Raw genomic sequence first — 22,580 nt, 5'->3', positions numbered from 1 at the left:
ATTTATTGGCTAAGTGGCAAGTTTAAAGGCTTTACCACATCGGCGCTTGGGTCTAACCACGGGATCTGAATATGGCTAGGATAGTCATCGCTATGTAATATGCGTATCTCAGCTTCTTGCGCATTTGCCATGGTGTGAAAAGCGACGGGTAAAGCACTATTAAAGTGCTTTTGTTGATGCCATTTTGACGAGCGAACGAGAAACCGCAATTTACATCCCTGATTAATCTCTCTTGCGACCCAATCAAAATCATCAAATGTGACAGAGAAAGGTACATTGATGGGTGTTGAAACAGGTGAGGATAGCGAATCTCTATACTTAATGCGTCGCTGCGCTTGGCTCAATAAACGCATTGCGCTATCAGGGCAGGCTTCAAAAACCTCTAGATAAACATCGGTATCGGAAACATTCATGCTAAGCCAAATATCTGCCTCAAATTGACCAAAAAGTACTTTCTTTTGATCCAGTGCCGAGGTTTCAAACGCCACATAGCTGCTTTGATCGCTCGGTAAATCCACCGAACCAGTCATATCAAATGCCTCAGGCAAAGTAATCTCTTTTTTTGGATCATAGTCATAACTGCTGTATGGCACTGGACTAACGCTGTGTTCCCCCTGATTTGTTAGCATGCTTTGTAAAGAAACATGTTCTAAATTGGAGCCGGATCGCAGGCTATTCTGGCCAAGCCACTGTCCTTTACTTTGTATGTACTGGATCACCGGTAAGTTTAAGTAATCAGGCTTGTTTTTCCCTTTCAATGTCCAATTAAACCAATCTAAATAAACCTTTGGCATATCAAGTATAGATTGGGGCATAAACTGCGCCTGATGTACCTGTATTTTAGGCACTCTCGTGCCACTATGATCCCAAGGTCCCATGATTAAATAATGTTGCTCAAACGCTTGTTGCTTTGCCCATTGATGATGGTTTTTGTAATACTTTAAAGTACCTCGCTGATCGCCATCATAATGGCCTGTTATCGACAGAATCGGCGTTGATATTTCAGTATAATCACTCCGCTCTGGCACCATATTTTGCCAATATTTCTCGTAATTTGGGCGCGCTAGCCAAGCTTGATAAACCTTGGATAAATGGTTGTTATATTTATCTAAATCTTTAAATGCTGTGCCGTTATTTTTTTGCTGTAAATATGCATTGCTCCAACCATCTCCTGAGCCATAGCGCTTACTCTCATCCTTGGATAACACAAAGTCCAACCAGGATATGGCGTAATCAGAAAAGATATTGTTTCTCATGGGAAAGTCATAGCCAGGATACACAGATGCAATGGCAACCATTGACTGTAGCGAAGGCGGTCGATATTTCTGAATCGCCCACTGCGCAAAACCTCGATATGAGCCACCTAAAGTCCCAACTTTACCATTACTTAGTGGGTACTGAGCCAAGTACTCAATGACATCATAACCATCTTTCCCCTCATCAGTAAAAGGCACAAATTGTCCAGTAGAATCGCCCAAGCCTCTGCTATCTACCGCAACAAATATATAGCCATGTTGACTAAAGTATTTACCTCTCGACTTAGCTTCGGCCCGCCCATAAGGGGTAAATTGCACAATGATAGGAAACTTCTTAAATTGATTTTTCCCTTGCTCAGGCACATATAGCGTGGCCGCCAATTGGGTGTTATCACGAAGCGGGATGAAAATATCTATGGCAGCTAAAGGTGAAAATTGAACGCCCATAAAAAGAATAAACAATGCCAAAGCTCTCATTATCAGTCCCTAAAAATTAGCCAATATAGATATGATATAACACATCAAAAATAACGTAGCAAATTTATACGAACAGATTAAAGCACTGTACTTTATGCCCACCGATGTGACTTTTGCATACGTATTCAACACAGATCATCGCCAAACATGCTAGGTTAAAATTGAACTGGACAAAAAACACTCTAAATTAACTCTGCAAGGACATGCAATATGATAAAAAACATTCAACTCCAAGCCTTTTACTATCCAACTGCTGCACATTATCTGCTTTGCGGCGCGCTGCTCTGCTGTACGCCAACGTTATGTTTGGCGACCGATGATGTGATGCTACAAGGCTTTTATTGGGATGTGCCAGTAGATGAAAAAAACAAAAATGGCATTTGGTGGGATCATTTAAGTGAGCAAGCGCCCAGCTTATCCCGTGCCGGTTTTTCCAGTATTTGGATCCCGCCACCTTCTAAAGGTAATTGGGGGATCATCGATATGGGTTATGGTGTATACGACCATTATGATCTAGGCCGTTATTTGCAAAAAGGCAGTATTGAAACGCGTTTTGGCAGCCAAAGTGAACTGACAAACATGATCAATACCATGCAACACCATCAGATCGAGGTCTATGCAGATGTGGTACTCAATCATATTTACAGTAATGAACAAGACAGTGAAATTAACCCTGCGGTCAAAGCGTATGCCATGAATAAAGCCCACCAACATCAGCACGTGGCCTACCCTAGCAATGAAATTAGCTGGCAACTCAAAGGTGTACATGGACGGATTTATATTAAGATTCAAGGCTATGGCTCTACCATGCCATGGACACAACACATCAACTCCAGAGGGTATAACCTGAGTATCACCGAGGCTAAAAATACCGTCACGCCAACTACGATTTACATAGAGCAAGAACCAAATGATGGTAATTACGCAACTACCCGCCCCGGCAGTAACGCCTTTTCAGGTTTAAATACCACGCTACGAGGACGCATTATTGACCAAGCTGATGTCGATGAGTACTGGTTGGATGTACCAGACAAAACGGATTTGTTTATCAAGCTTAGCGCTAAACAAGGAGACATAAATAGTCCCACAGCTTGGTTTGATGCGTCGCAAAACAATGGTTTTTTACCAATCGAAGTGTGGCAGCAAAGCGCGCACAATCAAACTGTCAAAAATATCACGCATACACATTTATATGCTTATACCAATACTCGGATAACACCACCAGCAAGACATTCCGACGGTAATTACCCCAGTAGCGATAATGGCTGGCAGTTTGATGACTTTCACCCAGTGGATGGCGATGACTGGCTAGGAGAGCAGGGCAATGATGAAGTCATCACCAACACCAAGTTTTTTGGTAATGATACTAATACCTTTTCACCACGCGTGCAGCAGAAGTTAATTGATTGGGGGAAATGGCTTAAAACACAACATAAATTTGATGGTTTTCGGCTCGATTTTGTACGCGGATTTCAGCCAGAGTTTGCAGCAAAATGGGTCAATAGCTTGCCAAAAAACCATGACAAGCAGCCATTTGTTGTCGCTGAATATTGGGGTGGCGATAGCAGCATTAAATCATGGATAGAGTCAGTACAAAGCGCGGGCGCTGATATCGATGCGTTTGATTTCCCTCTAAAATCAGTGCTAACGCAAATGAGCAATCAAGATCAAAGTTTTGATATGCGTGCGCTCAATCATGCCGGACTTGTACGAAATAATCGCGGTAATCATCTAGCGGGGACATCAGTGGTCACCTTTGTTGAAAACCACGATACAGGCAAAGAGCATGACAAATGGGTGCATAAAGATCATAAATTGGCCTATGCCTATATTTTAAGTCATGAGGGAAAACCCACTGTATTCTATTCCCATTATTTTGCGGTAAAACAGCATGACTATCATGACTCAAGCCTTACAACCACCGCGCCTGTGAGTTTACAACAGGATATCAAGCAATTGATGTTCGCTCGTAACACCTATATGGATGGCGGCTTAGTGGTTCTTTCCGAGCAAGGTGCACCCTATGGTGATGTGCAACATGTTTATATTGCAAGGCGATTTGGCAAACAAGGCAAGCAAGGTGCCATTATTGTTTTAAACAACCATGGCACCGAACGAAAAGGGGCATGGGTGACAACCCATGCAACCGGGTTTAGTGATTTAGCGGGGCAAACGCTCGTGAATGCATTCGATACGAATGACAGAGTGACCATCTATGACGATGGCAGAGGGTATTTCACGGCGCCCAGCCGAGGTTATGCTGTTTATGTGCCACAGCGAGACTTTGAAGCTTATAGCAACACACAATCACATATCACCGATTAAAGATAACAAGATAACAAGATAACAAGATAACAAGCTAGTCCATGCTCTGGCCTAGTTTGTTTTCAATCGCTTGCAAACATACTTTGATACTCATTGGTATTTGCTTATCAAATGTGTGCAGTGCAAATATCGGATTTGCCTTTAAGCTATGCTCAGGAAAAACCTCACATATTTGCGCAGCGAGCTCTGGCAACTTAAAGTCGGGCACCAAGCCAATACCCGCTCCTTGCGCTATCATGGCAAAGCACGTATCAAACGTGTTTACGTGGCAGCTAGCGCGAGTTGAAAATACTTTTTCTTGCCCTGTGGAGGAGGTAAAAACATGCTCTATGTGCTGATCTTGCCAAATATTAGCAATATAACGAAGCGCTTCTGGAGGCTGCGTTTTTAAGAGTGCTGACGAGCCACACAACACATCTTTAAATTCCCCTACCCAACGCTGCTTCGCATCGCTGCTTTTCGATCTCCCGACACGAATTGCCAAATCGATATTTTGCGCATGTAGGTCAAGCTGTTGATCATCAGCAATCAGCTCAAGTTCAAGCTCTGGATACTCGATGCATACCCCAGCCAGTGCGGGTGCGACCAAGGTCGTCATTAACACGTTCGGTGCAGTTATTTTGACCTTTCCTTTGGGCACATCGTTAAATTGTGCGGTCTCTAACCAAGCTAACTGAGCTGTTTGATTGATTAACTTACATTGCTCATAAAACCCCTGCCCAGCAACCGTTAGACTTTGCTTACGCGTTGTGCGTCGCAGTAGCATTACCCCAAGTGATTGCTCCAACTCTTTTAAATGCTGGCTTAAGACAGACTTAGATAACCCAAGAGCATTGGCGGCGGCAGTAATAGATCCCCTTTCAACAATCTGTGCAAACAAAGACATATGCCGCAACTTATTCATAGGTTGTTCTCCCAGACTAAACAGTGCGTTCTTTTTATCTTGTTTTTTCAATCTAATGAAATCGCTATGCTAAAACAAGTTTAATTTATCGGAGCAATCAAATGAACACTCACACAACACAACTGGCACTTTGTAAAGCAGGCATTAGCGCATGGCAACAAGCTTTTAACCGTCAAGATGCACAAGCGTGTGCGCAGCAATATACAGAGCACGCCACGATGAAAGCATCGCCATTTGGAGAGTTCACTGGCCGTGAGCAAATTGCACAGTTTTGGCAAGACATAATGGATCAAGGGTTTCACAGTGTCGACTACAGCGACGTTGATTGGCAACCGTCCCCTGAGGGCGGCTATATTCTGACTTCAAAATGGACCATGAACAAAGCCTATGGGGTGGTGCATAAAGAGCATTGGGTCATTGAAGCAGATGGCCATGCACGTCTGATTTATGACGAGTTTGAAGTATTAGGCGAAAAGTAACCGCTTTGTCATGGTCGAACTCAGCTCGACCATGACATCCATTTATTGCTCTGCTTTTGCAGTAGCATAAGCAGAAGTGCCCCATAAAGGCACCGTGGATAGGCTGTGCTTAAAACTGCCAGATGTTTCTTTTGTACTATATGACAAGTACATCAACGTCTGACTTTTTGCATCATAAATTCGACGCACTTTCATGCTTTTTAAAAAGATGCTCTTGGATTTTTTAAATACCACTTCTCCAGATTTCGATTTATCAATGCTGGCTATCATGGCAGCTGTGATCTCACCCGTTTGACGACATGAGATTGAGCTATCACTTGGGTCCGATAAGCTCAAGTCTGCTTCAACACTAGCAACATGGCATGTGACACCAGTTACCACAGGGTCAATCATAGAGTCTAATTTAATGTCTTTTAGCGTAAATAACCCCAAAGAAACGTCGCCAACCTCACTGTCTGAACACCCTGTAATAAGTAGCCCCATTACTAAAACCATGTACTTTTTCATTGCCTTTCCTTTTTTGATAAGTCATCAACAAGCTGACTCTATAATTGCATCTTACCTTAACCTTCTCAACCTTGACTAATGAGATGGCATGTTTCATTAAATTGCATATTTCCAAATAATTCTGTTGCTATTACAGGAAAAACCGATACCATCCACAGCCGCAATAATTCACATCAAAAATCTTAACAGGGATCAGAAGTATATGAAAAAATGTGCTGCAGTTTTGACCTCTTTAATCGTTCTAACCGGTTGCCAATCGACACCACCAGAAGCTGACCCTGGCTCAGCTCGCTTTAATAGCCCTGAAGTGCACAGTCAACCTTTCAAATTAAAGTTGTCATTAGGCACAGATAAAGGCCGAACAATTCCAATCGAAGGGGCTCCACTTGATTCAAATAACTCGGAGTCTTTTGCTAGCGCAGAGATGTCTTTGGGAGGCGGATTTTCTGCTAAACACCAATCAGGTAAAGCAGACAAATGGTCTATAAAATACCAGATTTCAGGACAATATGCAGAAACAGCACAAGCTGGCAATATCTCTCACGCTATTGCACTTGGGTACTTATCTGATCAAGAGTCTGGTTTAGTAGAAAATAGCAGTAACAACTCCCCTGCAACTCGTAAAGATTGGAAGCTTGACCATGACCTTATTGATGTTTCATGGATAACAGGTTATCGCTTATCAGATGAGTTGCTTGTGTATGGCGGCGCATTTTATCAATTTGGTGAAATCGATGGCGCTTACTATCGCACAGTCTCTGACGGCTGCAGCGAGTCACATGCATCAGAGTGCACCCTAAGCCACTTTTCAGATGATGGCTCTACTTATGGCCTCAGCTTGAGCATCGAATACGCAATTAATAAACACCTTTCCTACTCAGTTGAAGCAATACGCAGTCACAGTAATTGGTTCAATCGCAAAGAGAAAGATACGCTTGTTAATGGAAAGGTAACCTACCAATTTTAAGTAGGAATACGCTCGACACTCAGTACTTTATCAAACACTGTCTTGATAAAGTACTGAGCTTTCGAGCAACCCATGATACGTGCCCATATCAATAATTTGACCTTTAACCGTCATAACGCTCATATCCGCCTAGTTCACGAAAACTAAGCGATGAGCAATATTCAGAGTCATCCTATCTTGCATTACTTCATTGGGAGCAGCTACACATGCAGTTCACACTACACTCGCGATGCAAAGGCTACTTCACCCAACAACACAACTTATAGAGCCTCAAAATTTTCATTGCTTTTAATTTTTGATAAATCATCAACAAGCTCACTAAGCAGATGTAGTTTTTCATTAAATGGCTTATTTTTAATTCACTCTGTTGCTATTAAAGGAAAAGACGATACTATCCATAGCCGCAATAATAATCATTTAAAAGCTCAATAGGGATCAGAAGTATATGAAAAAATGCGCTGCAGCTTTGGCTTCTTTAGCCGTACTCACTGGCTGTAACTCTACGCCAGAAGCTGACACAGGTTCAGTTCGACTAGATAGCCCAGAAGTACACAGTCAACCTTTCAATGTAAAACTAGCAATCGGCCTAGACAAAGGTCAGCCAATTCCAATTGGTGATTCGCCGCTTAAGTCAAATGATACAGGCCTTTACGTTAGTGGTGAAATGTCTCTTGGTGCTGGCTTTTCAGCCAAGTACCAAACAGGCAAAGCTGTCAAAGCGACTCTAAAATACCAGCTTTCAGGACAGCATGCAGAAACAGCGCAGGCCGGCAACCTTTCTCATGCTATTACTATTGGTTATTTATCTGATCATGAGTCTGGTGTAGAAAGCAAGGAGCAAAGTAACCTGTTGCCTTCAGATAATAGAGCTTGGGAATTAGACCATGATCTTATTGATATTGCGTGGGTAACTGGCTATCGCTTATCAGAGGATACTCTTTTATATGGCAGTGTTTTTTACCAAACAGGTGACATTGATGGCACTTATTACCGAACAACATACGAAGGCTGCAATGAGCAACACGCAGCAGAATGCGCCCTAAGTCACTTTTCAGATGATGGCTCAGCATATGGCCTTAGCCTAAGCCTTGAGTATGCATTCACAAAGCGCTTTCTCGGCTCATTAGAAGTCGTACACAGTCGCTCTAATTGGTTCAACCGTAATGAAGATGACACCCTCATTAATGGTAATATTATCTACCAATTTTAAGTAGTAACACTTTCAATACTCTGTGCTTTATCAAATTGTAACTCACATAACTTTTGATAAAGTACGGAGCTCTCAAGTAACCCCTGATGCGTACCCATATCAACAACTTGACCCTTATCCATCACCACGATCACATCCGCGTGGGTCACGGTTGCCAAGCGGTGAGCAATAATCAGAGTCGTCCTGTTTTGCATTAATTCATTGAGCGCTGCTTGTACATGAAATTCACTTTGCGCATCCAATGCACTGGTGGCTTCGTCCAATAACAAAACATCTGGATCTTTCAAAATAGCGCGTGCAATAGCGATACGCTGTTTTTGACCCCCAGATAACCTAACACCTTGCTCCCCTAAAAAGCTGCCATAGCCATCTGGTAATTGCTCGATAAAGTCATGGGCATGGGCGCGCTTTGCAGCCTCTATCACTTGCTCATCAGATGCGTCTGGATTACCGTAGCGAATGTTATGCCAAACGTCAGAGCTAAAGAGCACAGGATGCTGTGGCACCATGCCCATTGAGTGGCGTAATTCGGTCAGTGATACTTGCGTTATCACTTCATTGTTAAACTCAATTGTCCCTTGTTGAGGATCATAAAAGCGCTGTAATAGCTCAAATAAAGTGGTTTTACCTGCACCAGATGGGCCAACCAAAGCCACTACTTTTCCTTTCAAAATAGATAAATTAATATCTTTGAGTGCAGGTGTATCTGGCCTTGAGGGATAGTAAAAATCCACATTTTTAAATGCAATACTCACCTCATTTCCATAGTGCATTGGCTTTGGCTCGGTGACATCTTTTATTGCGCTATCGATTTGCAACAGCTCCAATAATCGACTAGCTGCGCCCGCTGCTCGCTGTAATTCACCGTACACTTCTGCAATGGTTGCAACCGACATTGCCACCATAATGGCATAAAAGATAAAAGCACCTAACTCGCCGCCTGTCATACGTCCTTCAAGCACATCCATGCCACCGACCCACAGCATCACGCTGATGGCACCAAAAGTCAGAAAAATCACAGCTGCGATTAAAAATGAGCGCTGTTTAATACTTTGCCTTGCAACATTAAACGCTTTCTCTACCTCACCGCCAAAAGCGTGTTTTTCTTTTTCTTCGTGGGTGTAACTTTGCACCACTTTGATATGTTGAATGATCTCACCTGCATAGGTACTAATATCCGCGATGGCACTTTGATTGTTCTCCGACAGCTTGCGTACCCGTTTACCAAAAATCATAATAGGTACTAGTGTCAATGGCACACAGGCAACCACCAACAAAGTCAATTTAATATTGGTGACAAGTAACATGATTAAGCCACCGAGCAACACCAAAGCACTGCGCAGCGCCATCGAAAAAGAAGACCCGACAATGGATTGCAGCAAAGTCGTATCCGTTGTCAAACGTGACATCATCTCGCCACTGCGGTTTTCTTCAAAATAGCTCGGATGTAAATGCACAATTTGATTAAATACCGCTTTTCGGATATCCGCGCTAACGCGCTCGCCAAGCCAGCTCATCAAATAAAAGCGACAAAATGTACCTACAGCAACTAACGAGATCAAAACCACTAATCCAGAAATTGCTTGTGTTAATTGCTCTTTAGAGCCGGCGATAAAACCGCTATCAATGACAAATTTCACCCCCTGACCAATGGACAAGTTAAGACCTGCGGTAATTAACAAGACCAGCAGTGCTAACAAGGCAACCCACTTATACGGCTTAATAAACGTAACTATGGGTAGCAAGCTCGCAATGGCTTTTTGCTGTTTTTTTGGGGGGATATAGCTCAATTTCTTTCCTTTACCTAGATGAATGCGCTGGCAAACACGTCAACTTATGGTGCTCAGTGTGCCATATTAAATGCATGATCAAAATGCGCCCTTCGCTTTGATAAATATTAATTTGCTACAAAAAGTAACAAGGCAAAATGACTACCCGACCTTTGCAGGCAAAAATAAAGCTTAAATTATCTCCAAATTAGATATAGAATAAGTTATAACCAAAAAGAATAAATAAGATTTTTCATCTGGGTAACGCACAATAGGAGTTCATAAATATGAAAAGCTGGGTAAAGCAAAGCATTGCGAAAATAGAAGCCGATCAAAATCGCTCTGCAGACACGCATTTGTTTAAATTTCAACTACCACAGTTCAACGATATTTATTTATACCTAAAAGATGAAAGCACCCACCCTACCGGTAGCTTAAAACACCGCCTTGCCCGCTCATTATTTTTGTATGCGCTGTGCAATGGAAAGATAAAAGAGGGCACCACCGTCATCGAGGCTTCCTCTGGTAGCACTGCAGTGTCCGAAGCCTACTTTGCACAAATGATAGGCGTGCCTTTTATTGCCGTGATGCCAGCATCAACGGCGCAAAGTAAAATAGATCAAATTCAATTTTATGGCGGACAATGCCATTTTGTTGATTGCGCCACACAAATGCATGATACCGCTGCCGCGCTTGCAAAGCAGTGCGATGGCTATTTTATGGATCAATTCATGTACGCCGAACGGGCGACAGACTGGCGTGGTAATAACAACATTGCAGAAAGTATTTTTAATCAAATGAAATGTGAACCCTACCCAGTGCCCAGTCTAGTTGTCATGGGTGCAGGCACAGGCGGTACCTCTGCAACACTTGGCCGCTACATTCTGTACAAAGGCTATGATACCGAGCTCATGGTCGTCGATCCAGAGTTTTCCGCATTTTATCAAGGCTATACGGCACATGATGACACCATTTGTACAGGCCGCTCTAGTCGTATCGAAGGCATTGGCCGACCCAAAGTAGAAAAATCTTTTCAGCCCGATGTCATAGACCATATGATGCAGGTGCCGGATGCCGCCAGTATTGCAGCGATGTTATGGCTTGAACAATTTACGGGGCGTAAAGCTGGGCCATCCACAGGCACCAACTTGTGGGGTGCTTTAACAAGTGCAGAAAAAATGAAAAATCAAAATAAAGGCGGTGCCATCGTCACTTTAATTTGCGACAGTGGCGAGCGCTATTTAGATACCTATTACAATCCAGAGTGGGTTAAAAATAACATTGGGGATATTACGCCGTATCAGCAACAACTTGCTACATGGTTCAACACTTAACGATTGGTAGCGGTGGCAAGGCTGCCGCTGCTCACAAACTTGCGCTAGATTCGCTTTTAATCCCAAACCCCGGGTGCAGTGTTACCTTGTATGCTTGCATCCCCTCGATGGAATTCGGGCTTTCCACCCACTCGCTTTTTATTCAAATAGTCCTGAGTCAGGCTCTTTATTGTTGGCGTGAGTAACACAATGGCATAGACATTTACCAAGGTCATCAACCCTAAAGACATATCTGCCAAGTTCCATACCTGTTGCAAGCTGGCATTTGCTCCCCATATGACCATTGCAAGATAAATACCCGTATAGCTTAATCTACCCAAGGTATTATCGAGTTTAAAAAAGTGCAGGTTGCTCTCAGCATAGGCATAATTAGCGACCACAGAAGTGAATGCAAATAGCGTAATAGCCAAAGCAATAAAATCATCTCCATATTCACCAAAATGCACTGCCATCGCCTGCTGCGTTACACTGATCCCCGCCATCTCTCCAGTAGCACCAACTCCCGCGAGTAATACGATCACAGCAGTACAACTGCATAGAACAATGGTGTCCACAAACACGCCCAGCATTTGGATATAACCTTGTACAACCGGATGATTTGGGTTGGGAGCTGCCCCCGCTGCTGCATGGGGCACACTGCCAGCACCTGCCTCATTAGAATACATACCGCGTTGGATACCACTTTTGATTGCTGCTCCCAGCGCCCCTGCTGAGGCTTCTGTCAGTCCAAACGCAGACAGCACAATATCAGCGAAAAGCCCAGGTAATAGATTAAAATTGATAGCACTGATCATGATCGCGGTGAATATAAATGCCGCCCCCATCCAAGGTACTATTATTTCTGCAAAACGGGCTATTCGCTTAAGACCCCCCAGTACAATAATTCCAGCAACACCAGCTATGACTAGCCCGCTAAGATAAGTTGGTATGGCGAATGTGTTGTTCAATGCCTCCGCCATGGTGTTTGCCTGCATCGCACTAAAGCTGGCGCCATAGCCCAAAAATAAGCACAGCGAAAATAACACCGCAAGCCATGTTTTACCCAGTCCAGCTCGAATATAGTAAGCAGGTCCACCACGAAACTCTTTGCGACTATCTTTTACTTTATAAAGCTGACCTAGCACACTTTCAGCAAATCCAGTCGCCATCCCAAGCAATGCAATCACCCACATCCAAAAAACGGCTCCACTGCCACCCAAAGAAATGGCCATTGCAACACCTGCCAAGTTCCCAGTCCCCACACGGGCACTTAGCCCAGTACACAAAGCTTGAAATGAACTGATCCCATTAGGATTTGCACTACCACTGTTTTTTGCAAGCGAAAACATATGTTTAAAGCCCATAAATTGAATAGCACGCAATTTATATGTAAACCAAAAACCGGCAAACAGAAGCACATAAATCAGAATCTGCCCTTTACCCCACAATAACTGGTTTATGAATGTCACACTCTGCTCGACCATAGAATTTCCTATCACTGTGAATGCCACCCAATAAACATCAAATTTAATGAAGTCGAATGAACATGATTGACTAAGGTTTACTGCTTGTTAACATAACAGTGGGGTGAAAAATATACAAATGCATAAATAGTTGCGTTACAACATACTCATTCCACAATTTCGCGATTCAATGATCAAACTAATCAGTCCAAATGAGAGCTCTATGCTAAATCGAGTCATTCAACTTTTCCCACTATGGGCACTCTTGCTCAGTGTCATTGCCTATGTCAATCCAGATTTTTTTACTCCCTTTAAATCTGCCATCATTCCACTGTTAACTGTGATCATGCTCAGCATGGGCTTAACACTCACTTGGTCAGACTTTAGTAACGTGATTAAAACGCCCAAAGCCATTATGCTGGGTGTGCTACTACAATATTTAGTCATGCCCTTTGTGGCACTAGTCATTGTTTATGCATTTGGATTAAACGATACGTTGAGTCTTGGTATTATTCTGGTGGGCTGTGTAGCGGGTGGCACGGCGAGTAACGTGATGTGTTTTTTGGCCAAAGGAGACGTAGCTTTATCCATAACGATGACGGCCATCAGCACCTTATTAGGTGTTTTAGTCACGCCATTTTTAATCTCATTGTATGCCCAGCAACTAGTAGATATTCCCATCCAAGCGATGATTTTAAACCTACTTAAAATAGTGCTTGCGCCTGTGCTCATTGGTTTATTGCTCAATACCTTGTTACGAAAGCAAGTAGCAAAAATACAAACTGTTTTGCCACTTTTATCCATGTTGGCCATTGTCTTTATCATCGCCATCATTGTGGCGCTCAATCAAGCACAGCTCTCTTCGGTAGGGCCGGTGATTTTATGTGCAGTGATTGTGCACAACGGTATTGGCTTGTTAAGTGGCTATTGGGCTGCAAGGTGGTGTGGATTTCAAGAAGTCGTCTGTCGGACCATAGCCTTTGAAGTTGGCCTACAAAACTCGGGACTGGCAGTGGCGTTAGCAATGAAGTTTTTCTCACCGGCAGCGGCCATTGCGGGGACTGTTTTTTCAATATGGCATAATATCAGTGGGTCGATACTAGCAAGCTTCTGGAGTAAACAAGCCTTGCCTGACACAACCTCATCGGAGCAAATTCAAAGCATAGATTAATCAGCTAGCTGCTCCAGCTTAAGTGCAACATGCGTTGAGACCGCAAACCCCAGTGTGTGGCGGTCTTTTTTCGGTTCACACAATAAGCGGTAGTTTTTAGCTGGCTCAAAATTAAAAATCCCTTCCACACTGCCCTTGTATTGATTGTTGGCACAGGACGCCTGAATACGATAAACCCCAGGTGAGACCTTCATGCTATCAAACTTGGCACTCACATAAGGCAGCCGCCCGCTGAGCTCCTCGCCTTGTTCATTCCAAATAAATTCAATTTTAGCAAGATAATCCTGTGCATACTGACGAGGGCCTTGCTCTAAAACGATGTGTGCTAAACGCGCCTGCTCTATCCCTTTTGGATTATAAGTAAAAGGCGCTGCTTGGCATCCGATAAGTCCAATAGCGATAATAGTCAGTGCACACGTCCTTTTCCGCATTTTATCTCCAAAACTCCTTGCAATGAATACGATTTAAAAAACCTTATTTTATGGCTCGCCGCGTTTATTACGCTGCCATAAAATAGGGCTCTTGGCCTTGATGTTTTGCTTTACGACGAAAGCTCCCTTTGCCTTTTTTTGCTTTCTCAACTTTGCTCTTAAATACAGGGCTAGTTACCAATGCTTTCAAGGCATTATCTTTAATATCACCACGATGATGTTCATGGCTATGATGTACTTTTTTATGCATCACTCATCCTATTAATATGATTGTAAAATAACAATTGGTATTCACAATAGCTGCCAATTTTTATCGCCTGGTTTTTGCCGTAGTCGGCGCTATCAGCATCTAGTATACACCCTTCTAAAACAAATTAGTTCATAGGCATTTGCTATTTTTATGCCTAAACTGCACTGAGGGCGTTTGCAATTATATCACTATGAAATCAATCTCTATCAGCAGCAATATTTCTATTAGCTATCAAGATGAAGGGGATAAAAACAAACCTGCTATTGTCTTGATCATGGGGCTTGGTGCGCAGATGACACTCTGGCCCGATGAACTCTTTTATGGCTTGGTTGAGCAAGGCTTTAGAGTCGTGCGATTCGACAACCGAGATGCCGGCCTTTCAACTCAGTTAGAACAATATGGTACCCCTAACTTATTTAAAACCTGGGTTAGCGCGCGTTTGCCGATGCGCACTAAAGTACCCTACACGTTAGAAGAAATGGCCGAAGATACCTTGGCATTAATGAAAGCGTTAAAAATAAAAAAAGCCCATCTTGTCGGTGCCTCCATGGGCGGTATGATTGCGCAGCTTATTGCCGCAAAGCAAAAGAAAAAAGTGCTTAGTCTCACCTCTATTATGTCTTCTTCTTCCTCTCTAAAGTTAACTCATTCCAACCTAAAAGTCTTCTTGCAGCTCGCTAAAATTCGTCCTAACAAACCAAATAGAGAAGCCGCAATTCGCTATAATATTCGTCTTAACCAGTTGATCGGCAGCCCAGCTTACCCCCAAGATGAAAAGACACTGAAAAGTCAGGCAATCGATACAGTTGAGCGCGCAAACAACCCCCATGGCTTTCATCGCCAATTTGCCGCGATGGCTGCAAGCGGCAGTCGTCAGGATCTGATGGCCAAAGTTAAGGCACCGACCTTAGTAATACACGGTGAATCCGACCCCATAATTCCGAGCCAAGAAGGGGTGAAAACGGCACAGCAGATCCGTAAATCAAAACTAAAAATTGTCCCAGGAATGGGTCACAACATTCCGCCAGAGTTGGCGCCCAAAATGATCAAATGGATAACGAAGCACGTGCGTAAAAGTGAGCTTAAACGCGCTAAAAAACAGGCTGAAAAAAAGCAAAAAGCGCATTGGGGATCAGCGCCCTTCTAGCAATAAAAAAGCCCATTCACGAACGAATGAGCCTCACTGCTTGGGAGTATCTAAATTACGCGAGAGAAAGTTTACTGTACCTGAATACTAAAAAACTTTTCCGCTAAAACACTCAAAAAAACTCAAATAAACGTTTTAAAACAGCGCTATAAATTTGTTTAAACAATATGAACCTGACGCTTTTTTTCGTGTAATATGCTTATCACACAATCCTTATACATACAGCAAATAGGTGGCTCATGCTTAAAGTAACGCTCGAGCAGTGGCGTATGTTTAAAGCCGTCGTCGAGCATGGCGGTTTTAACCAAGCTTCGGCTCAAATTCATAAGAGCCAATCCAGCATTCACAACGCCGTGAATAAAATTGAAACCTCTCTTGGCGTAAAACTATTTCGTGTCGAAGGTCGTAAAACGCTCCTAACTCCTGCCGGTGAATTAATGCTGCGCCGAGTTGATTACCTGTTAGAGGAAGCTTCAAAAGTCGAAACCATTGCAGAGACTCTCGCAGAAGGCATTGAGACTAAGCTGCGTATCGCCATCGATGCCATTTTCCCATCGCACTTACTGTATAAGGTGCTTGATAAAGTATCACAAGAATTCCCATTTCTGCGCATCGAACTTGTCGAATCTGTACTCAATGGAGCCAATGAGCAGTTGCAAGGTGGCTTGGTTGATATCGCCGTATCTGCTTTTACCCTTGAAGGTCTATTTAGTGAAGAATTATGCCAAATTGAGTTTATTGCCGCTGCAAGCCCCGAGCACACACTCAATCAAACTGAAAAAGCACTGACCTTAGAAGATTTAAAGTCTCATCGCCAGATTGTCGTTAGGGACTCTGCGGTATCAAAAAGTCATGACTCAGGCTGGCTGCAGGCCTCTCAGCGCTGGACAGTAAGCCATATGCGCACTTCTATTGATATGATAAAAAATGGCTTTGGCTTTGCGTGGCTGCCAGTGCCTTTAATTGCAAAAGAACTGCAAAGTGGTGAGCTTGTCCCACTCAACCTGCAATCGGGTCAGACACGAAAAGTTCAGCTGCACCTCACCTTTGTCGATGGTGATAGCCTAGGCCCAGCAGCCAGAGCGTTTTTAGGTGAATTGCGTTATCAAAGTATGATGATGCCAACGGCAGAGACATCCAACTCATAGTAAATCACCATGCCACACCGGCGTCTATACTAGAGAAGGTGTCATGATAATTAGGGACAAGTACATATGAATGAAAAAGAATTAGCAACTCAGCTGTATAGCGCCTATTCGTGGTCTGTACTTAACGAGCCCATTGAAACATCTACTGAGCGCGCATTAGAGCAAGACTCAACACTACTGATGCAAGTTGCTAAAGGCATGCAGCCTGCCACAATTAGGTTATGGGAATGCCCTCAATCACTGATCGTCAGCCGTAAAGAAGCCAAGTTGCCGATGTTTAACGATGCCTGCGATACACTCGCGCAATTAGATTGGCCAGTTTCAGTGAGGCAAAGCGGTGGTACTGCCGTTCCTCATGGTCCCGGTATTTTAAACTTCTCGGTGATTTTTGCGCAAACAAAGTCGCAACCATTAGATTTAGACTCCATATATATCGCTTTATGTGAACCCATTCGCAGCGCACTGCGCAGTCTTGGCTTGCAAAGCGAATATGGGGAAACACCTGGCGCGTATTGTGATGGTCGCTTTAATCTCAATATAGATGCATTGAAAGTCACAGGTACTGCGCAGCGAGTCGCGCTATCACCAAGAAATGAACAGGGTTTATACCGCGCAGTATTGGCACAAGCAATGATTATGATAGAAGCTGACCCCCATGACACAACCGCAGTCGTCAATCAATTTTATCAACTTGCAGGCGCTGATAATCGCTACGACCCACATGCTTCAACCAGTGTAGATAGGCACCTAGCAGGTCATTATCCAAATGGGCAACTCACAGAAGTTTTAAGAAAAGAGATCCTCTTAGCGCTCGAAGAATTTAAAACGCCTCTATAACTTTAAAAGGCATACCGGCCTTTCATATTCACGTCTATTTCACGCTACGGCCTGCAAAGTAATACGCAAAAAGGAGGCCGTTTTATGTTTCAACAGTTCAGATGCATTGCCATCATTTGCTCACTTATTGTATTCACCAAACCTGCCATGTCTGCATCAAGCGAACATATTCAGTTAGTGGAATCTGCCCTTGAGCGTTTTTCTCAAACCAACAAGCAACACTGGTCTTACACAATTCATAGTATTGAAATTGAAGAAGGTGACAAAACAGAAATTCAAGCCAAACACCAGCCCAACAACAACCCATATCAGCGCTGGCAACTACTTCAGCTTAATGGTCAACAGCCATCACCAAAACAAATCAAAGAGTTTGCACAAAAACGTGAAAATAAAGGCTTTTCGATCAGTATTAGGGAGTTAGTGAGAACACACACGCTCACCCTAGTTCAAGAAACCTCTGATAGCATCACCTTTAGCTACCCTGTTGAGCTGGCAGATCTCGGCAAAGATGCCATTGGAAAGTTAACTGGCCACATTAAAATTGATAAAAGCAATCAGCATATTAAACAGGTCTCTGTACACAATACCGCCTCGTTTAGCCCAGTTGCACTCGCTGATATCAGCGACTTTAATCTCTCAATGCAATTTATAACAGTGAACGATGCTGTCCTTGTACACCAAACTAAAATGGACATGCGAGGGACTTTTTCATTCTTTATCGATATAGAAGAAACGTCCACAGTAACCTTTGATAACTACCAATACCAACCACAGTCTTTAAATAGAAAATAAGTTTAAATTTCAACACACTAAAACTCTATTAAAACTCTATGATTTAAAATAATAGAGAAATACTAAGACGCGACTGACCTCAGCATCAAATACTCCATTTGCTTTATGCACCCAATTTACATTTAAACGCGACAATGGTCATTACTGGCCAATTGCGCGGGCATGACATAACGTCTGTAAGGGTGCTTTAACCATCTTGCATAAGGATTAATAATGACAACATTCAATCGCCGTCACTTTATTCGCAATTTAACGCTCGGCTCACTTGCGGGCCTTGTTGGAATACATGTACAAGCACGCGCCATAACGCCAAAAGAGATGGAGGGGCCTTATTATCCAATTACGCCACAAAAAGACAAAGATGCTGACTTAACACAGGTTGCTGGTAAAAAAGGTAAAGCAAAAGGCACCATCATAGACATATTTGGCCAAGTGTTCGATGACCAAGGCAATACCATAGAGGATGTCACCATTGATCTGTGGCAAGCAAATAGCTTTGGAAAATACCACCATCCTCATGACAACAGTGATGCCCCAATTGATGCCCACTTTCAGGCTTGGGCCATTATACAAACCAAAGCAAAAGGACACTTTCGTTTTAAAACCGTGTTCCCGGGGGCTTACCCTCTCAATGCAGCGCAGCAAAGAACACCCCATATTCATCTAAAAATATCAAAAAGAGGATACCACTCGCTGCTTACGCAAATGTATTTTCCCGATCACCCACTCAACCAAAAAGATGGCTTATTCAGGCGAAAAACGCCTGAAGAGCAAGCCTTAATGACCGCAAAAACCACCGAAATTACCAATCAATATCGCTACGATATTGTGTTAGCAAAAGTGGTGTAATGTAGTTCCCTGCATACTTTATAGCCAGATAACGCCAATGCATATGCCTGTATGACACTTAAAATAAAAGTGTCATACAGGCATGTTAGCGTGAACGCTCAGTTAATTAACTCCTGTTTTAGGCTCAGACAAAGTAGTTGGCAGTATGCAAAGCGTCATAGATATTCAATGGTGGCAGTTGGTCCTCTTTAGCCTCGCGTTGATCATCCCTTATTACATAAATAGGCACTATCAGCTGGGCTTATTAAAAGAAACCATAGTCAGCCTGAGTAGAATGACATTACAGCTCATCTTAATCGGCCTATACCTAGAGTTACTTTTCGATCTCAACAATGTTTGGATAAACCTCGCCTGGATGATGGCCATGGTACTTGTCGGCAGCAGTGCCATTATCAACAAGGTGCCTTTTCCAAAATCTATGATTTTATTTCCTGTGGCAATTAGCTTAGTTGCAGGACTCTTGCCGCTAATGGCTATTCTTGCCTTGGGAATTATTCAGCCAGAACCTTTTTATCACGCCCGTTACGTTATCCCTTTGGCGGGTATGCTCCTTGGCAACAGCATTTCCAGCAATATCATCTGTCTACAAAGTTACTTTAGTGCACTGCAAGAACGCTGGCCCGAGTATCAAGCCGCATTAGCGCTGGGCGCATCACCAAGCGATGCGACGAAACCTTTTGTACAGGATGCTTTGACTAAGGCGATGTCACCCATTCTCGCCACAATGGCAACGACAGGGCTGGTGACAATTCCAGGCATGATGACAGGTCAAATACTCGGCGGGGCATCCCCCATGGTAGCGATTAAATATCAGCTAATGATTATGCTGGCGATTTTTGTCATGATGAGCATCACCATCACCGTCAGCTTATGGCTAGTTGCCAAGCGCAGTGTCTCTGTAGAGGGTAAGCCACAAGTGAGTCTGGCTTAACTAAAGTTAGGGCAGCAAAACACTGCCCTATTATATTTTTATTTATCCGCTTTACGGTATTTTTCAAACCACGCCACAATATGACCCACTTTTTGGATCAAGTTACTTGGCCTTGCAGCAATACCATGACCCGCTTTAGGAATACGTACCATGGCGGTTTCCACATTGCGTAACTGCAATGCTTGATAATATTGCTCAGTTTCACTCATAGGTGTGCGATGATCATTTTCGCCCGTTAACAACATCGTTGGTGTTTTCACATTGCCCACCAGCGACAATGGTGAGTGCTTCCATAAATGCTCCGTTGCTTCCCACGGCATGCCCGGCATCCAATATTTCGCATAGTAGTTATAGGCATCAGCAGTTAAAGCAAAACTTATCCAGTTAATCACAGGCTTGGCAACTACAGCCGCTTTAAAACGATCTGTATTACCAATGATCCATGCCGTTAACACACCGCCGCCAGAACCACCTGTGACAAATAAATTGTCTTCATCAACAAACTTTTTAGCCACCATGCCATCTACAACATCTATCAAGTCATTGTAATCTTTTGAAGGGTAATCGTGATGAATTAGGTTAGCAAACTCCTGACCATAAGATGTACTGCCTCGCGGGTTTGCCCACACTACAACATAGCCCTTAGATGCCATCAGCTGTACTTCTGTACTATAGTTTGGCCCATATGCCGTATGTGGCCCACCATGGATCTCTAAAATCATCGGGTATTTTTTAGTGGCATCAAAGTTAGGCGGTAATGCATACCAAGCTTGAATATCACGGCCATCTACAGATGACTTTACTGTGATAGGCTCAACTTTAGCGATATTTTTATGGCCTAATAAATCAGCATTTAAATCTGTTAGCTGAGTGACTTTTTGGCGCTTATCAACTAATGCCAGATCAGCAGGACGCTCTGTATCACCTGTTGTAACAACCAAGCGATTGCTGCCTGCAACAGCAAATTGACCGGATGTGTATGGACGACCTAAAGACTGTCCACCTAATTTAGCCAATTTTTCCGTCACTTTGCCTTTTAAAGTAACGTGACCAACGTACTTTTGACCATGGTCATCATAACTAAAGTAAAGCCCACGCCCTTTTTTATCCCACTGATGTGAGCTAATTGGGCGGTCTAACGATGCTGTTAAGTTAACTGGGTTTTTACCATCTAAATCCATCATATAAATATCAAAGTTTTGGCTTGATAAGTGCTTATTTTCATAGCCTAAATAAGCGATTTTATCCCTTTGATGATTTATCTTCGGACCGTATTCTGGACCATTTTCATCAGTTATTTGCGTGATCTCACGATCCGCAATGTTTACTTGATATATGTCTGACTGACGCGGTTTATTTTGCCAATCATCATGCCGATTAGCGTTGAAATACAGTGATTTACCATCTTCACTCCAAGTGAGAGATGAACGATGATGAAACGCACCTTGAGTTAGTTGACGCGGTGTGCCGCCTTCTGATGGTACAACATACACATGATGATAACCCGGCTTAACAAAGCCACTGCCATCACGTTTATACACCATTTCATCTATATAAGTTGCATTATCAGCCCATTGCGCGCCTTTAGGCTTTTTAGGCATCTCTTTAAAAAAACTACTTTTGCTTTCTGGCTTGAACATGGTAAATGCAATCCACTTACCGTCTGGTGACCAACTTATGTTACCGACGCTTTGATGTACGTTAGTTACACGCGCGGTTTGTCCCGAACCTAACCAGCGTACATACAGCTGATTATCACCTTCAGCGTTCGTAATATAAGCCAATCGCTTACCATCTGGTGAATATTTAGCACTGCGAAACTGGTTTTTACCAGATAAAACCGGTTGATGTGTATTGGTTTTTAAATCCACTTCCCATAAATTTATGCGTGTGCTGTCAGCCATAATATCCATGGCTCTACGCTCATAAATAACCTTGTAACCATCAGGGTGTACTTGTGGCGCCGCTGCGTATTCGATATTGAATACATCTTCATACTGCCACGTCTTGTCAGTATTAATATCACTTGCCAGCGCGGGCAAAGCAAGCATCTGAGCGCCAAGCAATGTCAGTGATAATTTGTTGTTATTTTTCATAATCTAACTCTTAATATTGTACTCACCGCCTGAATACTTAATGTATCCCTCTTAAGGCGATCAGTTTTGTTATGTTATATCAATTTTATTGTCAATTCTAAGATGCCTGAAACTGAACTGCGATTCAAAGCAACTGCGACTAATCACTACCACACTCGATGACCGAGTGTATTTGTGTCATTTCATGGTCACATCATCAACAATTGAACGCTAGCAATCCACATACCAACTAAGCTAAAAGTACGATTATAAAAAAAT

20 protein-coding genes are annotated in these 22,580 nt (G+C 43.1%); 12 read left to right on the top strand and 8 right to left on the bottom strand.

Translation table 11 applies throughout. From position 1 onward, the window contains the following. Nucleotides 1-2: 2 nt before the first annotated feature. Nucleotides 3-1,733, bottom strand: a complete 1,731-nt coding sequence (locus tag QNM16_RS15875; RefSeq protein ID WP_284021424.1) for a CocE/NonD family hydrolase — start codon at nt 1,731-1,733, stop codon at nt 3-5. Nucleotides 1,734-1,943: 210 nt separating this feature from the next. Here QNM16_RS15875 and QNM16_RS15870 point away from each other — a divergent pair, with 210 nt between their 5' ends. After that, a complete protein-coding gene (locus tag QNM16_RS15870; RefSeq protein WP_284021423.1) occupies nt 1,944-4,058 on the top strand; it encodes an alpha-amylase family protein in 2,115 nt (704 codons plus the stop codon). 34 nt (nt 4,059-4,092) lie between these two features. On the opposite strand, the gene QNM16_RS15865 is transcribed toward QNM16_RS15870, so the two are convergent. Then, on the bottom strand, nt 4,093-4,962 hold the full coding sequence (locus QNM16_RS15865) for a LysR family transcriptional regulator (RefSeq protein ID WP_284021422.1): 870 nt from the start codon (nt 4,960-4,962) through the stop codon (nt 4,093-4,095). Between the two features lie 101 nt (nt 4,963-5,063). On the opposite strand from QNM16_RS15865, the gene QNM16_RS15860 reads away from it, so the two are divergent. Beyond that, nucleotides 5,064-5,441 (top strand): YybH family protein, encoded by a 378-nt coding sequence (locus QNM16_RS15860; RefSeq protein WP_284021421.1) that lies wholly within the window; start codon nt 5,064-5,066, stop codon nt 5,439-5,441. Between the two features lie 42 nt (nt 5,442-5,483). On the opposite strand, the gene QNM16_RS15855 is transcribed toward QNM16_RS15860, so the two are convergent. Continuing rightward, nucleotides 5,484-5,948 (bottom strand): CreA family protein, encoded by a 465-nt coding sequence (locus QNM16_RS15855; RefSeq protein WP_284021420.1) that lies wholly within the window; start codon nt 5,946-5,948, stop codon nt 5,484-5,486. 202 nt (nt 5,949-6,150) lie between these two features. Between QNM16_RS15855 and QNM16_RS15850 the strand changes: the two genes are divergently transcribed. Both QNM16_RS15850 and QNM16_RS15845 read left to right on the top strand, forming a co-directional pair. Continuing rightward, the gene (locus tag QNM16_RS15850) at nt 6,151-6,915 is read left to right on the top strand and encodes an outer membrane beta-barrel protein (protein ID WP_284021419.1); all 765 of its coding nucleotides are present in this window, start codon (nt 6,151-6,153) and stop codon (nt 6,913-6,915) included. Nucleotides 6,916-7,360: 445 nt separating this feature from the next. Then, nucleotides 7,361-8,125: a hypothetical protein gene (locus QNM16_RS15845; RefSeq protein ID WP_284021418.1), complete on the top strand. Its 765-nt coding sequence runs from the start codon at nt 7,361-7,363 to the stop codon at nt 8,123-8,125. Here QNM16_RS15845 and QNM16_RS15840 read toward each other — a convergent pair. Next, nucleotides 8,122-9,915 carry an ABC transporter transmembrane domain-containing protein gene (locus QNM16_RS15840; RefSeq protein ID WP_284021417.1) on the bottom strand — a complete coding sequence of 598 codons (1,794 nt, stop codon included), beginning with the start codon at nt 9,913-9,915 and terminating at the stop codon, nt 8,122-8,124. The genes QNM16_RS15845 and QNM16_RS15840 overlap by 4 nt on opposite strands. A 266-nt stretch (nt 9,916-10,181) precedes the next feature. Here QNM16_RS15840 and QNM16_RS15835 point away from each other — a divergent pair, with 266 nt between their 5' ends. Next, nucleotides 10,182-11,228: a PLP-dependent cysteine synthase family protein gene (locus QNM16_RS15835; RefSeq protein WP_284021416.1), complete on the top strand. Its 1,047-nt coding sequence runs from the start codon at nt 10,182-10,184 to the stop codon at nt 11,226-11,228. Between the two features lie 56 nt (nt 11,229-11,284). On the opposite strand, the gene QNM16_RS15830 is transcribed toward QNM16_RS15835, so the two are convergent. Further along, complete coding sequence (locus QNM16_RS15830; RefSeq protein WP_284021415.1) at nt 11,285-12,691, bottom strand: alanine/glycine:cation symporter family protein; 1,407 nt, start codon at nt 12,689-12,691, stop codon at nt 11,285-11,287. Nucleotides 12,692-12,893: 202 nt separating this feature from the next. Here QNM16_RS15830 and QNM16_RS15825 point away from each other — a divergent pair, with 202 nt between their 5' ends. Next, nucleotides 12,894-13,841, top strand: coding sequence for a bile acid:sodium symporter family protein (locus tag QNM16_RS15825; protein ID WP_284021414.1), 948 nt, complete (start codon nt 12,894-12,896; stop codon nt 13,839-13,841). Here QNM16_RS15825 and QNM16_RS15820 read toward each other — a convergent pair. Then, on the bottom strand, nt 13,838-14,272 hold the full coding sequence (locus QNM16_RS15820; RefSeq protein WP_284021413.1) for a hypothetical protein: 435 nt from the start codon (nt 14,270-14,272) through the stop codon (nt 13,838-13,840). The genes QNM16_RS15825 and QNM16_RS15820 overlap by 4 nt on opposite strands. A gap of 67 nt (nt 14,273-14,339) precedes the next feature. Beyond that, the gene (locus QNM16_RS15815) at nt 14,340-14,522 is read right to left on the bottom strand and encodes an alternative ribosome-rescue factor A (RefSeq protein WP_284021412.1); all 183 of its coding nucleotides are present in this window, start codon (nt 14,520-14,522) and stop codon (nt 14,340-14,342) included. Nucleotides 14,523-14,712: 190 nt separating this feature from the next. Between QNM16_RS15815 and QNM16_RS15810 the strand changes: the two genes are divergently transcribed. The 6 genes from QNM16_RS15810 to QNM16_RS15785 all read left to right on the top strand — a co-directional run bounded on the left by QNM16_RS15810 (nt 14,713) and on the right by QNM16_RS15785 (nt 20,226). Then, nucleotides 14,713-15,669, top strand: a complete 957-nt coding sequence (locus QNM16_RS15810; protein WP_284021411.1) for an alpha/beta fold hydrolase — start codon at nt 14,713-14,715, stop codon at nt 15,667-15,669. A gap of 239 nt (nt 15,670-15,908) precedes the next feature. Beyond that, complete coding sequence (locus QNM16_RS15805; protein WP_284021410.1) at nt 15,909-16,817, top strand: LysR family transcriptional regulator; 909 nt, start codon at nt 15,909-15,911, stop codon at nt 16,815-16,817. 66 nt (nt 16,818-16,883) lie between these two features. Continuing rightward, a complete protein-coding gene (locus QNM16_RS15800) occupies nt 16,884-17,654 on the top strand; it encodes a lipoate--protein ligase family protein (protein ID WP_284021409.1) in 771 nt (256 codons plus the stop codon). Nucleotides 17,655-17,738: 84 nt separating this feature from the next. Continuing rightward, nucleotides 17,739-18,446, top strand: a complete 708-nt coding sequence (locus QNM16_RS15795) for a hypothetical protein (RefSeq protein WP_284021408.1) — start codon at nt 17,739-17,741, stop codon at nt 18,444-18,446. A gap of 213 nt (nt 18,447-18,659) precedes the next feature. Beyond that, a complete protein-coding gene (locus QNM16_RS15790) occupies nt 18,660-19,295 on the top strand; it encodes a protocatechuate 3,4-dioxygenase (protein WP_284021407.1) in 636 nt (211 codons plus the stop codon). 145 nt (nt 19,296-19,440) lie between these two features. Further along, nucleotides 19,441-20,226 (top strand): ABC transporter permease, encoded by a 786-nt coding sequence (locus tag QNM16_RS15785; RefSeq protein ID WP_284021406.1) that lies wholly within the window; start codon nt 19,441-19,443, stop codon nt 20,224-20,226. A gap of 38 nt (nt 20,227-20,264) precedes the next feature. On the opposite strand, the gene QNM16_RS15780 is transcribed toward QNM16_RS15785, so the two are convergent. Next, complete coding sequence (locus tag QNM16_RS15780; RefSeq protein WP_284021405.1) at nt 20,265-22,322, bottom strand: S9 family peptidase; 2,058 nt, start codon at nt 22,320-22,322, stop codon at nt 20,265-20,267. Nucleotides 22,323-22,580 lie beyond the last annotated feature (258 nt).

The sequence above is a fragment of the Pseudoalteromonas umbrosa genome, from assembly GCF_030125375.1.
Lineage (GTDB): Bacteria > Pseudomonadota > Gammaproteobacteria > Enterobacterales > Alteromonadaceae > Pseudoalteromonas > Pseudoalteromonas umbrosa.
Note: the sequence above shows the minus strand (reverse complement) of the source record. Positions and strands in the feature narration are given on the sequence as shown.